The organism is Romboutsia timonensis, from assembly GCF_900106845.1.
GTDB lineage: Bacteria > Bacillota > Clostridia > Peptostreptococcales > Peptostreptococcaceae > Romboutsia > Romboutsia timonensis.
Genome location: NZ_LT629850.1, coordinates 2,212,594 through 2,225,658, shown reverse-complemented (window position 1 = coordinate 2,225,658; position 13,065 = coordinate 2,212,594). Strand labels below are relative to the sequence as shown.

The 13,065-nt window shown below is 26.9% G+C and carries 16 protein-coding genes; 15 read left to right on the top strand and 1 reads right to left on the bottom strand.

From position 1 onward, the window contains the following. The first annotated feature begins 5 nt into the window (after window positions 1-5). The 8 genes from BN7997_RS13245 to BN7997_RS13210 all read left to right on the top strand — a co-directional run bounded on the left by BN7997_RS13245 (window position 6) and on the right by BN7997_RS13210 (window position 5,449). The gene (locus tag BN7997_RS13245) at window positions 6-323 is read left to right on the top strand and encodes a DUF1540 domain-containing protein (protein ID WP_071121219.1); all 318 of its coding nucleotides are present in this window, start codon (window positions 6-8) and stop codon (window positions 321-323) included. A gap of 242 nt (window positions 324-565) precedes the next feature. Beyond that, entirely contained in the window at window positions 566-1,504 is a 939-nt protein-coding gene (gene prmA / locus BN7997_RS13240; protein WP_071121218.1) for a 50S ribosomal protein L11 methyltransferase, read from the top strand. An 8-nt stretch (window positions 1,505-1,512) separates the two neighbouring features. After that, window positions 1,513-2,265: a 16S rRNA (uracil(1498)-N(3))-methyltransferase gene (locus tag BN7997_RS13235; RefSeq protein ID WP_071121217.1), complete on the top strand. Its 753-nt coding sequence runs from the start codon at window positions 1,513-1,515 to the stop codon at window positions 2,263-2,265. Then, window positions 2,266-3,567: a tRNA (N(6)-L-threonylcarbamoyladenosine(37)-C(2))-methylthiotransferase MtaB gene (gene mtaB, locus BN7997_RS13230; RefSeq protein ID WP_071121216.1), complete on the top strand. Its 1,302-nt coding sequence runs from the start codon at window positions 2,266-2,268 to the stop codon at window positions 3,565-3,567. Between the two features lie 109 nt (window positions 3,568-3,676). Next, a complete protein-coding gene (locus tag BN7997_RS13225) occupies window positions 3,677-4,027 on the top strand; it encodes a histidine triad nucleotide-binding protein (protein WP_071121215.1) in 351 nt (116 codons plus the stop codon). 155 nt (window positions 4,028-4,182) lie between these two features. Then, the gene (gene rpsU, locus BN7997_RS13220) at window positions 4,183-4,362 is read left to right on the top strand and encodes a 30S ribosomal protein S21 (protein WP_071121214.1); all 180 of its coding nucleotides are present in this window, start codon (window positions 4,183-4,185) and stop codon (window positions 4,360-4,362) included. Window positions 4,363-4,388: 26 nt separating this feature from the next. Beyond that, window positions 4,389-4,832 carry a GatB/YqeY domain-containing protein gene (locus BN7997_RS13215; RefSeq protein ID WP_071121213.1) on the top strand — a complete coding sequence of 148 codons (444 nt, stop codon included), beginning with the start codon at window positions 4,389-4,391 and terminating at the stop codon, window positions 4,830-4,832. A 119-nt stretch (window positions 4,833-4,951) separates the two neighbouring features. After that, window positions 4,952-5,449, top strand: a complete 498-nt coding sequence (locus BN7997_RS13210) for a TspO/MBR family protein (RefSeq protein ID WP_071121212.1) — start codon at window positions 4,952-4,954, stop codon at window positions 5,447-5,449. A gap of 127 nt (window positions 5,450-5,576) precedes the next feature. Here the strand turns inward: BN7997_RS13210 and BN7997_RS13205 are convergent, their stop codons facing one another. After that, window positions 5,577-6,566 (bottom strand): hypothetical protein, encoded by a 990-nt coding sequence (locus tag BN7997_RS13205; RefSeq protein WP_071121211.1) that lies wholly within the window; start codon window positions 6,564-6,566, stop codon window positions 5,577-5,579. Window positions 6,567-6,791: 225 nt separating this feature from the next. Here BN7997_RS13205 and BN7997_RS13200 point away from each other — a divergent pair, with 225 nt between their 5' ends. The 7 genes from BN7997_RS13200 (at window position 6,792) to mgtE (ending at window position 13,065) form a co-directional block, all read left to right on the top strand. Next, entirely contained in the window at window positions 6,792-7,028 is a 237-nt protein-coding gene (locus tag BN7997_RS13200; RefSeq protein ID WP_071121210.1) for a YabP/YqfC family sporulation protein, read from the top strand. Window positions 7,029-7,040: 12 nt separating this feature from the next. After that, a complete protein-coding gene (yqfD, locus tag BN7997_RS13195) occupies window positions 7,041-8,333 on the top strand; it encodes a sporulation protein YqfD (RefSeq protein ID WP_071121209.1) in 1,293 nt (430 codons plus the stop codon). A gap of 33 nt (window positions 8,334-8,366) precedes the next feature. Continuing rightward, window positions 8,367-9,368, top strand: a complete 1,002-nt coding sequence (locus BN7997_RS13190; RefSeq protein WP_071121208.1) for a PhoH family protein — start codon at window positions 8,367-8,369, stop codon at window positions 9,366-9,368. A 22-nt stretch (window positions 9,369-9,390) separates the two neighbouring features. After that, entirely contained in the window at window positions 9,391-9,849 is a 459-nt protein-coding gene (gene ybeY, locus BN7997_RS13185) for an rRNA maturation RNase YbeY (protein ID WP_071121207.1), read from the top strand. A gap of 5 nt (window positions 9,850-9,854) precedes the next feature. Next, window positions 9,855-10,571, top strand: a complete 717-nt coding sequence (locus BN7997_RS13180) for a diacylglycerol kinase (protein WP_071121206.1) — start codon at window positions 9,855-9,857, stop codon at window positions 10,569-10,571. 212 nt (window positions 10,572-10,783) lie between these two features. Further along, on the top strand, window positions 10,784-11,674 hold the full coding sequence (gene era, locus BN7997_RS13175) for a GTPase Era (protein ID WP_071121205.1): 891 nt from the start codon (window positions 10,784-10,786) through the stop codon (window positions 11,672-11,674). Between the two features lie 11 nt (window positions 11,675-11,685). Further along, window positions 11,686-13,065: a magnesium transporter gene (gene mgtE, locus BN7997_RS13170; protein WP_071121204.1), complete on the top strand. Its 1,380-nt coding sequence runs from the start codon at window positions 11,686-11,688 to the stop codon at window positions 13,063-13,065.

Genomic DNA, 13,065 nt, shown 5'->3' with positions numbered 1-13,065 from the left:
TTTATATGAATAAAATAAATTGTAATGCTAATAATTGTTCTCACAATAGTAATGGTGTTTGCTATGCAAATCGTATAAATGTAGGAGGACAAGGAGCAACTGAAGCTTGTGAAACTTGTTGTGGATCTTTTCTTGATAAAAAACATTACTCAACTTTAACTAATAATACTAATGCAGATGGACCTTGTGATTGTATAGTATGTACTGCTGAAAAATGTACTTACAATGATAATAAATTATGTACAGCAGAAACTATACAAGTAAGTGGTAATGATGCAAAAATATATACAGAAGCAATATGTTCTACATTTAAGATAAAATAAATATTAAATATAAAATTAAGAGGGAACAATTAGTTCCCTCTTAATTTTATATTTAATAATAACTTTAACATAATAAAAATTATGAATATATTAAAAAATATATAACTTAAAAGAGCTAAATTTTTATTATTATAAAATAATGATAGTAAAAGTATAAAAGAATATTACTAAAGATAATAATAAATATGATATAATAAAATTTACTTAAAATACGAAATTATAATAAAGGAAGGTATCAGTAAATGAAGTGGACAGAAATAACAATAAAAACGACAACAGAAGCTGTAGAAGCTGTAACAAATATATTATATGAACAAAATGTAGGCGGAGTATCAATAGAAGATCCTAAAGATTTTAAATTCCAAAAGAAAAATGAATATGATTGGGATTTTGTAGAAGAAGAAATATTTAACAGTGGATATGATGGAGTTATAATAAAAACTTACATAACAGAAGAAAGAGATGTAACAGAAGATATAAATTTAATAAAAGAGAAAATAGATGGATTAAAAGAATTTGGTATAGACGTAGGAGACGCTATAGTAGAAATATCTCAAGTTGATGAAGAAGACTGGGCAAATGAATGGAAAAACTACTACAAGCCAACAAAAGTAGGTGAAAAAGTTGTAGTTAAACCAACTTGGGAAGAATATGAAGCTAAAGAAGGAGACTTAATAATAGAATTAGACCCAGGTATGGCATTTGGTACAGGTACACATGAAACAACTAGTATGTGTATACAACAATTAGAAAAGTATGTTAAACAAGATTCTAAAGTATTTGATATAGGTTGTGGTAGTGGTATACTTGCTATAGCAGCAGCAAAACTTGGTGCTAATGATGTATTAGCAGTAGATTTAGATGAGGTAGCTGTTAAAGTATCTAAAGAAAATATAGAATTAAATAAAGTAGAAGATAAGGTTAAAGCATTACACGGAAACCTTATGGAAGTTGTAAGTGATAAAGCTGATATAGTTGTAGCTAATATAATAGCAGATATAATAAAAATATTAGCTAAAGATATTAAAAACTTTATGAAAGATGATGCAGTATTTATATCGTCAGGAATAATACATGCTAAAGTTGATGAAGTTAAAGCATCTTTAGAAGAAAATGGACTTGAGATTATAGAAGTACAATCTTTAGGTGAATGGAATGCTATAGTTTCTAAAATTAAGTAGGTGATTTTATGGATAGATTTTTCGTACAAAAACAAAATATTAATTTAGAAACTAATACTTGTATCATTGAAGGTGAAGATGTAAAGCATATTTCTAAGGTACTTAGATGCAAAATTGGAGAAGAGTTAGAAATTTGTGATAATGATAATAACGAGTATATATGTGAGATAACTGATATAGATAAGTCTTTTGTAAGCTTAAATATATTAGAAAAGGTTGATATAAAAAGAGAATCAGATCTAAAAATAAAAGTATATCAAGGTCTTCCTAAAGGTCCTAAAATGGAAATGATACTTCAAAAACTTACAGAAGTTGGAGTACATGAAATAGTATTGGTACAAACTAAAAGAAGTGTATCAAAAGTAGATGACAAAAAAGAAGATAAAAAGCTTGAAAGATGGGAACGTATAATATACGAGGCTGCAAAACAAAGTAAAAGAGGAAAAATACCTAAGTTAAGAGGTATTTTAAGTTTTAAAGATGCTTTGGAAGATATGAAAAATAATGATTTAAATATAGCACCTTATGAAAATGAGAGAACAAAATCGATTAAACAAGCGATAAAAGGTGTAAATATAAATACTATGGGTATCTTTGTTGGTCCAGAAGGTGGATTTGAAGAAAGTGAAATAGAAGCTATAGAAGAAATTGGTGGAAAATCAGTATCTTTAGGACCTAGAATTTTAAGAACTGAAACGGCATCACTTGTAGCTTCATCTATAGTATTATATGAATTAAGCGACTTAGGAGGCGACGAATAAATGAAAAAGGTAGCTTTTTACACATTAGGATGTAAAGTAAACCAATATGAAACTGAGGCTATGCTTGAGATGTTCAAAAAAGAAGGTTACACTCAAGTTGATAGTGAAGATTTTGCAGATGTTTATGTAATAAATACTTGTACAGTAACTCATATGAGTGATAGAAAATCACGTCAATATATAAGAAGAATGAAAAAGAAAAATCCTAATGCTATAATAGCTGTTGTAGGATGTTATTCTCAGGTTTCACCAGAGGAAATACTTGATATAGAAGAAGTAAACTTAGTTATGGGAACTAATGAGAGAAGACAAATAGTAGAAGAAATCAAAAAAATTGATGCAACTAATAAAGTAAGTACAGTTGATGACATAATGAAGGTTAGAGCTTTTGAAGAAATAGAAATAAGTCAAACAAATGGAAGAACTAGAGCATTTATAAAAATTCAAGATGGATGCGATAGATTCTGTACTTATTGTATAATACCTTATGCAAGAGGTGGAAAAGTAAGAAGTAGAGATTTAGAAAGTATAGTGTCAGAAGTTGAAAAGTTAGTTTTAAATGGATACAAAGAAGTTGTTTTAACAGGTATACATGTTGCATCTTACGGAAAAGATGTAAGAGATGAAAATATCAACTTATTAACTGTAATTAAAGCTATAAATGAAATAAATGGAATTGAAAGAATAAGATTAAGTTCAGTTGAACCAGTATTATTTACAGATGAATTTGTAAATGAAGTTTCTAAAATGGAAAAGGTATGTCCTCATTATCATTTATCACTACAAAGTGGATGTGATGAAACGTTAAAGAGAATGAATAGAAGATATACTACAAAAGAATACAAGGAAATAGTAGATAGATTAAGAGAAAATATACCTAATGTAGCAATAACTACTGATGTAATAGTAGGATTCCCTGGGGAAACTAATGATGAATTCAATAAAACATATGAATTCTTAAAAGAAATAGAATTATCACAAATGCATGTGTTTAAGTATTCGCCAAGAAAAGGTACTCCAGCAGCTACTATGGAAAATCAAATAGATCCACAAATGAAACAATTTAGAAGTGAAAAACTTTTAAATTTAAATAAAGAAAACTTCAATAAATTTGCAGGTAAGTTTATTGGACAAGAAATAGATGTTTTATTTGAACAAAGTATAGCAGAAAATACTTACGAAGGATTAACTCCTAACTATATAAGAGTTATAGTTAAAAGTGACAGAGAGATACATGGAGAAATCTTAAAAGTTAAGTTAACAGATATAAAAGATGAATATGTAGAAGGAACTTTAGTATAATCTGTAGAAATAACTACTTTTAAGTGATGAATGTATCTATATATAAAGCACTGATATATCGATGCAAAAAGATCGAAGAAAAATTTTATATAGAAGGAGGTGTATTTTAGTGAGTTGTATATTTTGCAAAATAATAAGTGGAGAGATACCATCTAGCAAAGTTTATGAAGATGATAAAGTACTAGCTTTTAATGATATAAATCCAGTTGCACCATATCATATATTAGTTATACCTAAGAAACATTATGAAAGTATAATTGATGTACCAGAAAATGAAATGGATATAATAGCACATATTCATAATGTTATGAATAAGATAGCTAGAGATAAAGGTTTTGATAAAACAGGATTTAGAATCATAAATAACTGTGGACATGATGGAGGACAAGAGGTTAAACATATTCATTATCATGTACTAGCAGGTAAAAAATTACCTTTATATGAAGCTATGGAAAAATAAACTAGTTAAAAATAGTACCTTCTTAGTGAAAAATACTTGAAAAAAAAATAAAATTAGTTTATAATAAACAAAGTGTGAGATTGTAATGCATCTTTTGCAGAATAATCGTTACAGTCCTAAGCATAATTCGCGCTATCGGAGGGAGGGAAAAAGAAATGTCAGAAGTAAGAGTAAGAGAAAATGAAACATTAGACAGCGCTTTAAGAAGATTCAAGCGTCAATGTGCTATGTCTGGCATCATGTCTGAAGTTAGAAAAAGAGAGCACTATGATAAGCCAAGCGTTAGACGTAAGAAGAAAGCAGAAGCAGCAAGAAGAAAAAACGCTAAGAAATAGTAATATATAACAAAGAGGTGAAGGGAATGTCCCTTAAAGAAAAGTTACAAGAAGATTTAAAGTCTTCAATGAAGAACAAGGATACAGTAAGGAAATCTGTAGTAACTTTAATAAGAGCTTCTATAAAGCAATATGAAGTTGACAATAGAGTTGAACTTGATGACGAAGGAATTATAGATATAATATCTAAGCAATTAAAGCAACGTAGAGATGCTTTAGATGAATTCGCCAAAGCTAATAGAGAAGACTTAATAAGTGAAACAGAGGCTGAAATCAAAGTTTTAAAAGAGTACCTACCTCAACAGTTAAGCGAAGAAGAGCTAAATGAAATAGTAAAACTTACTATATCTGAAGTTGGAGCAACTTCAATGAAGGATATGGGAAAAATAATGTCAGTTATAAGACCTAAAGTAAAAGGTAGAGCTGATGGTAAACTAATAAATGAGTTAGTTAAAGCTAACTTACAATAGATTAAAAGCCTAGAGATATCTCTAGGCTTTTTTACTTATAATAAATAAAAGTTGTAATAATAGCATAGTCTTGTACATATTTATTAACTAAATGAGATTTAAAAGAGGGGGAGAAAGAATTGATTATATCAATTAAAGAGGTTAGAAATTTTATAATAAGTATATTAATACCTTTGATAGTAGGTTATTTAAGTAACGTTTTATCACGTTTATTATCAGGTATATCAACATCTACATATTACTCACAGTTAATAAAGCCAAGCTTTGCACCACCAAGCTTTATATTTCCTATAGTTTGGACAATATTATATGTGCTTATGGGTATATCTGCATATAAAATTTTAAAAAAAGGATATGATTTATCTAAAGTAAAGGATGCGATGTTTTACTACTGGTTACAACTTGCTTTAAACTTTGTATGGAGCATACTATTTTTTGGACTAGACTTAAGATTTACGGCTTTAGTTACTATAGTATTGCTAATAATAGTTGTTTCGATTATGATGTATAAATTTTCTAAGATAGATAAAAAAGCAATGTATCTTAATATAGGATATTTAATATGGCTATTTTATGCTTCATTTTTAAATTATTTTATATGGATGATAAATAGATAAATTTAAAATATAATAAATTAGGATTATTTAATTTATTTATATAAGATAAAATACTGAGAATAAATCCTCAGTATTTTTAAATATTAATGTGATACAAATTTATTTAATTATAGTAATGATGAAAATCTTAAATCAAATATATCTCTTGTATAATTCTTGAGTTAACATCTATAGATACATAAAGACACTTTTCTATATTTCTATTATTATAATTATATTTAAACTTATATGATTCAATATTATTTTTATAATATGACGAATTTATATAATTTTCATCGTAAAATAAATTATTAAACTCTCCTTTAAATTTTTCTTCTAAATACATATCAACAGCTAGTTTGCTATCTACTTTATTTAAAGGTGGAGATATACTTAGAATACTTTCATTAACTTGGTATATATAAAATACAATTAAAGATTTGTCATATACACGTACTTTAAAACTTCTATCATTAGATTTAAAGAAGAATTGATAAAATTTGTTTTCAGGATTATTTTCAAAGAATATTTCATAATATTCATCAATAATTAAGTTTTCAACTAAGTAATAATCAAAGAATATATATATAGCTTCTATACAAATATCTCTAATTAATTCAATTTTATTTTCTTTATTAGAAAAATCTAAAGTAGGAGAACTTAAGATATTGAAAAATGTAGAAAAATGATTATTAGAGTTTAAGCTTAAAATATCAGATTTTTCACTTTTTAAATTAAAAGAATTATTAGAAGATAAGGGACAAAAGCAGTGAATGTAAGAAATTAAATCGAAATAACTATTATACAATCCTTGGAATAACTTGTTATAACAAGAATTAGAATATTGTTTTTTTAGTACATCAACTCTAGTTAATAGATTTAAACTATATTCTAAAAGTGTATTTAAATTATTTTGAGGGTTTCTATCTAATTTTATACTGGGGGTATCTTTAATTAATAAATCATCGTTATAAGTACGTTTGTATAAATTGCATATAACTTTTATATTTTTTAAGTTTTCTTTTTTGAGATCACTAAAAAAATTTAGATGTTTGTATATATTAGATGTCATTATTGCATTAATTAAGAAATCTATGCATATACATTCTTGAACTATAAATATTAGGTCATCTTTCATATAACCATCCTTTCTGAAAGTTTTATAATATTTATTCTATTCTTAGATAGAATAGAAGTTTACATATATATTTTAGGATATTTATAGTCTAGGAACTGAATTTAGCATGTATAAGATGGATTTAGAACTTATGCACTAAAATAATATATCAAATATATACTATACTATGTGTAAAAAGTTAGAGGGTTAATGTAAGGATTAAAGATGTATTTAGGAGGTATGTAGATGTTAGAGATATCAAATGATTTGCAGGTTAATCAACCAACTGTAACAACTATAGGGAATACATTTGTAAGTGTAGAGAATTATTTATCAATACTAGAGTATGAAAATGATTTGATAAGAGTAAAAACAAAAGCTAAAACAATAAAAATATTAGGAGATAAGCTTTTATTAAAGTACATTACAGAGGGTGAAATTGGTATAAAAGGAGTTATATACAGTATTGAGTATGTAGATTAGGGGGATATACAAGTGATAAGTTATATAAGAGGATACTATGTTATAACGGTAGAAGGTGTTTCGGTAGAAAGATTTTTAAATCATTTAATGAGAAATGGTATAAAAGTATATAATGTAAAGAAAATAAGTAGTACAAAGATTGAGTTTAATTTAGATAGAGAAGATATTAAAGCATTTAAAAATGTATATAGAGGTAGTAATTTTCAAGTAAAAATAAAACAAAGCACAGGACTACCATTTATATTAAAGAGGATATATAAGAATAAAGGAATGTGGATATGTGGAGTTATATCTTTATTCTTACTTATTATGACATCTCAATTTGTAACAGATATATATATACAAGTACCAGAGGGAATAAAAAAAGAAGATATTAGAAAAGAGCTATATCAGGTAGGATTAAAGCCAGGAGTTTATAAAAAAAGTATAGATAGAAAAGAAATAAGAGACCATATAATGCTAAAGTTTAATGATGTGGCGTATTTATCTATAAATGTTAAGGGGACAAATATATTTGTAACAGTAACTAAAAAAGCAGAAACATTAAAATCTGTAGAACAGTCAAATTATTGTAATATAATTGCTAAGAAAGATGGTATAATAGAAAAGGTAATAGCAAGAAGTGGAAATTCTGTAGTTCAAAAAGGTGATATAGTTAGAAAAGGAGACGTTTTAATAAATGGATCTAATAATAAATCAATACCAGAGGTATGGGCTACTACATTTTATGAAGCTTCTAAGAGTGCAAGTTATGAAGAAGTAGTAAAAGAAAAGACAGGAAATAAAAAAAATGTATATACTCTAAGCTTTTATGATAATAAATATACTATAAGAAGAAATATTAAGTATAATGATTATGTTATTGAAAATCAAGAATATAAATTATCTTTAGGAAATTATACATTTCCATTAAAATTAAAGGTAAGTACTTTCTATGAAACTGAAGATAAAAAAATAGAAAAAGATAAAGAACAAGTAAAGAAAGAATTAAAAGAAAAAACTTTAAAAGAGTTAGATTATATAATTCCAGCATCTGCACGAATAGTAGATTCTAAACATGATTATAAAGTTAATAAAAACATATTAGAATATACAATAACTGTACAAACATCTGAAAATATAGCAAATGTATATTCTCTTAGCAAAGCAGAAGCTGAGAATATGATTAGAGAGCAAAATACTCCTAAAGAAGGCGAAGAAGTGGTACCATCTAATCCAGAAAAAAGACCTATAAATGATATTAGAAATGAATTTGAAAATACTAATAATAAAGAAGAGGATAATAAGGATCAAAATACGAATTGATAATTATTATTTTAACTAAGGAGGACTGTACAATTGATAGTACAAAAGAATTTTATAGTTAAAGAAGAAACATTTGAAAGAGAGTTATTTGGCAATTTTGATGAAAATATCAAACTAATAGAAGATACATTAAAAATTGATGTTATTTTAAGAGAAGGAAATATAGTTTTAATGGGAGAGGAAAAAAATGTTAATCAAGCGTTGAAACTTATGACAGAGCTTCATCAAAGTGTATCAAATGGTAAAAATCTAGATAAACAAAGTATTTCTTACTCATTATCTTTATTGCTTGAAGGAAGTGAAGAAAGAATAAAGGAATTAGAAGATACAATTGTTTTAACTCAAAAGGGAAAAGCAGTTCAGCCTAAAACTTTAGGTCAAAAAGAATACATAAACTTAATAAAAAATAATGATATAACTTTTGGTATAGGTCCAGCTGGTACAGGTAAAACATATTTAGCTGTAGCTATGGCTGTAAAGGCATTTAAAAGAGATGAGGTTAGTAGAATAATACTTACAAGACCAGCAGTTGAAGCTGGAGAAAACCTAGGTTTTTTACCAGGAGATTTAAAGGATAAAGTAGACCCTTATTTAAGACCATTATACGACGCATTATTTGATATGTTAGGCGCAGATAAATTTAATAAATATCTAGAAAGAGGATTGATAGAAGTAGCTCCACTTGCATTTATGAGAGGTAGAACCCTAGATAATGCATTTATTATATTAGATGAAGCTCAAAATACAACTAGAGAACAAATGAAGATGTTTTTAACTAGATTAGGGTTTGGATCTAAGGCAGTGGTAACTGGAGATTTAACTCAAACTGATTTACCTGATAATAAGAAAAGTGGTCTACTTCATGCTAGAGATGTACTAAAAGGTGTAGAAGGAATAGGAAGTATAAATTTAACTGAGAGGGATGTTGTTAGACATGCTTTAGTTCAAAGAATTATAGTAGCTTATGATAAATATGATAAAAAGCAAGAAGAAATAAAAACTAAGCACAAAGAAAAAAATACTAAGAAAAAATAAACAAAGGAAAAAAGGTGAAACAATGGAACTTATAATAGATGACAGACAAGATAAGCTAAATGTAAGCGAGGAATTAATAGAAAAAATAAAAGATATAATAATTGAATGTCTAGATTATGAAGGATATGATGATGATTATGAGGTAAGTTTATCTTTTGTAGATAATAAAGAAATACATGAATTAAATAAACAGTTTAGAGGGATAGATAGACCTACAGATGTATTATCATTTCCTATGTTAAGTGATGATTTTGATATAGAATTAGAGGAAGAATCACTAGGTGATATAGTAATATCTTTAGAAAGAGCATTTGAGCAAAGTAAAGAATATAATCATAGTTTTGAAAGAGAAGTATGTTTTTTAGTTTGCCATAGTACATTCCATCTTTTAGGGTATGATCATGATACAGAAGAAAATACAAAACAGATGAGAGAAAAGGAAGAATATATATTAAATAAGCTAAACATAACGAGGGAGTAGGCTTTATGAAAAAAACTAAAACTCGTCAAGGTATAATTAAAGCTTTTAATGCAGCTATAGAAGGTATAATATATACTTTTAAATTTGAAAGAAATATGAAAATACATTATTTTTTAGCTGTAGTGGTATTAACAGCAAGTTTATTTTTAGGTTTGAAAAGATTAGAAATGATACTATTGGTATTTGCAATAAGTTTAGTTGTAATAGCAGAGATGTTTAATACAGCTATAGAAAAAACTATAGATATGATAACTGATGAGTATCATGTATTAGCTAAAATTGCTAAAGATGTAGCTGCAGGAGGCGTTTTAATAGCAGCACTAAACTCTGCTGTAGTAGGATATTTATTATTTTATAATAAGTTAACAGAGTTATCTGATTCAGTGCTAAATACTATAAGACAATCACAAATACATTTGACATTAATTTGTATTGTTTTAGTATTAATAGCTGTTGTAGTTGTAAAAGCTATGACATCAACAGGAACACCTTTAAGGGGTGGGATGCCAAGTGGTCATACTGCGCTTGCATTTGCTACAGCAACAGCTATAACTTTTTTAGGAGAAAAAGTAGTAGCTTCAACTTTAGCATATTTAATGGCAGTATTAGTTGCACAAAGTAGGATAGAGGGGAATATACATACCTTCTGGGAAACTGTTGCAGGTGGATTATTAGGTACATTAATAACTATATTAGTATTCCAAATTCAACTATTAGTATAACGCTTAGACTAATACCTAAAATAAATATTTTATTCTTAATACTTTAATGAGATAAAAAAGAAGCCTTCACGACTTCTTTTTTTATGTTATAATGTAAGATACTAAATAAAATAATAAATTATATTAATATAAGAATATTTATTATGATTTTTTTATAATATAGGTTTATAGATATAAAATAAATTAATTTATTGAGACAGGAGAAATGCAACATGTTTAAATCAGGATTTGTTAGTATAGTAGGAAGACCAAACGTTGGAAAATCTACTTTAATGAATAATGTAGTTGGAGAAAAAATAGCAATAATGAGTGATAAACCTCAGACTACAAGAAATACAATACAAGCAGTATACACAGATGAAGAAGCACAAGTAGTGTTCTTAGATACACCTGGAATACATAAGCCTAAAAATAAATTAGGTGAATTTATGGTTAAGTCTGCGACAGATGCATTTAAAAACGTAGATTTAGTATTATTCGTTGTAGATGAATCTAAAAAAATAGGACCTGGAGATAGAAAAATAATAGATGACTTAAAGAATATAAAAACTCCAGTTGTTTTAGTTTTAAATAAAATTGATCAATTAAATGAGGAAGAGTTATTTGATTTAATGAAAATGTATAATGCTGAAGGTGTATTTGAACAAATAGTGCCAATATCAGCATTAAAAGGAAGAAATATAAATGAGCTTTTAAAAGTTATAAAATCACATTTAGAAGAAGGACCTCAGTACTTCCCTGATTATATGATAACTGATCAACCAGAAAGAGTATTAGTGTCAGAACTTATAAGAGAAAAAGTGCTACATTATATACATGATGAAGTACCTCATGGAGTTGCAGTTGAAATAGAAAGAATGAAATCAAGAAAAGATAAAGAAATAGTTGATATATCAGCTGTAATATATTGTGAAAGAGACTCACACAAGGGTATAATAATAGGTAAGAATGGTAGAAAATTAAAAGGTATAGGAAAGTCAGCAAGAGCTGATATAGAATTACTTTTAGGATCTCAAGCAAATCTTCAATTATGGGTAAAAGTAAAAGAAAATTGGAGAAACTTACAAAATTATGTAAGTAATTTTGGATATACTGAAAAATAAAGGTGAATTATATGGATAGGAAACAGGATGCTTCCAAAGATTTATTAAATGAAGTAACAATATTAATTGAAAATAACAAAATACTAGAACTTAGAGAGTTACTTGAAGAATATCATATAATAGATATATTCGAGATAATGGAAAATCTAGAAGAAAATGAAAAAATAAAACTATTTGAAGTACTTCCTTTAGATATGGCTGCTTCTATATTAGAAGAAAGTGATGTTGAGTTTTTTAGTAATATATTATCAAAACTAGATACAGAAAATAAAAAAAATATATTAGAATTAATGTCTCTTGATGATATGGCAGATATATTAAGTCAGTTAGAAGAAGATGAGCGAGAAAACATAATGGAACTTTTAAGTGAAAAAGATGCCGATGATGTAAAAGAACTATTAATATATGAAGAAGAATCAACTGGCGGAATAATGACGACTGGATATATACAAATTAATGAATATATGACAGCTAAAGAGGCAATATCTCATATGAGAGAATATGCAGAAGATGCAGAAACTATATACTATGTATATGTAGTTGACAATGAAGAACGATTAGTAGGAGTTTTATCGCTAAGAGAATTAATACTTGCTAGAGATAGTAGTATAGTAAAAGATTTAATGAGTGAGAATATAATATCTGTCTTTGTAGATGAAGATAGAGAGGAAGCAGTTAGACTAGTTTCAAAATATAATTTAATAGCAATACCTGTTATAGATAGAGAACACAGATTAAAAGGTATAATTACAGTAGATGATATAATAGATGTAATGGAAGAAGAAGCAACTGAAGATATGTATAAGTTTGCAGGAACTTCAGAACACGAAATAGATATAGCACAAAATGTAAATAAAACACCAGCAGAGCAAATATTTTCATCTGTAAGGGCGAGAATACCATGGCTAATAATTACTTTATTAGCAGGTCTTTTATCAAGTGCAATACTTTCAAACTTAGACTTTATAATGAATCCTAAATATGCATCTTTAGTATTTTTTATACCTGTGGTTTTAGGTATGGGAGGAAATATAGGAACTCAATCATCAGCTCTTGCTGTAATGAGTTTATCTAATAAAGACCTAGAATTTAATAATGTTATAAGAGAAGCTGTAGTAGGAATTATTACAGGTATAATATGTAGCTTAATAGTTAGTATAATAGTATTTATATTTATAAAAGATATAAATATAGTATTAGTTGTGACTGTATCGTTATTTATAAATATGATTGTTGGAGCTATGATAGGTGGATTTATGCCTATATTATTTAAAAAATTAGATGCAGACCCATCAATTATATCAGCCCCAGTTATAGCTACAGTGCTTGATATAACAGGAATAACAATATACTTAGTAACAACAACTATAATATTGTCAAAAATTGTTTAA

Bases quoted from the DNA above. Each gene is read 5' to 3' on its own strand.
- BN7997_RS13245 (WP_071121219.1), top strand. From the start codon at position 6: ATGAATAAAATAAATTGTAATGCTAATAATTGTTCTCACAATAGTAAT.
- prmA (WP_071121218.1), top strand. From the start codon at position 566: ATGAAGTGGACAGAAATAACAATAAAAACGACAACAGAAGCTGTAGAA.
- BN7997_RS13235 (WP_071121217.1), top strand. From the start codon at position 1,513: ATGGATAGATTTTTCGTACAAAAACAAAATATTAATTTAGAAACTAAT.
- mtaB (WP_071121216.1), top strand. From the start codon at position 2,266: ATGAAAAAGGTAGCTTTTTACACATTAGGATGTAAAGTAAACCAATAT.
- rpsU (WP_071121214.1), top strand. From the start codon at position 4,183: ATGTCAGAAGTAAGAGTAAGAGAAAATGAAACATTAGACAGCGCTTTA.
- BN7997_RS13215 (WP_071121213.1), top strand. From the start codon at position 4,389: ATGTCCCTTAAAGAAAAGTTACAAGAAGATTTAAAGTCTTCAATGAAG.
- BN7997_RS13205 (WP_071121211.1), bottom strand. From the start codon at position 6,566: ATGAAAGATGACCTAATATTTATAGTTCAAGAATGTATATGCATAGAT.
- BN7997_RS13200 (WP_071121210.1), top strand. From the start codon at position 6,792: ATGTTAGAGATATCAAATGATTTGCAGGTTAATCAACCAACTGTAACA.
- ybeY (WP_071121207.1), top strand. From the start codon at position 9,391: ATGGAACTTATAATAGATGACAGACAAGATAAGCTAAATGTAAGCGAG.
- BN7997_RS13180 (WP_071121206.1), top strand. From the start codon at position 9,855: ATGAAAAAAACTAAAACTCGTCAAGGTATAATTAAAGCTTTTAATGCA.
- era (WP_071121205.1), top strand. From the start codon at position 10,784: ATGTTTAAATCAGGATTTGTTAGTATAGTAGGAAGACCAAACGTTGGA.
- mgtE (WP_071121204.1), top strand. From the start codon at position 11,686: ATGGATAGGAAACAGGATGCTTCCAAAGATTTATTAAATGAAGTAACA.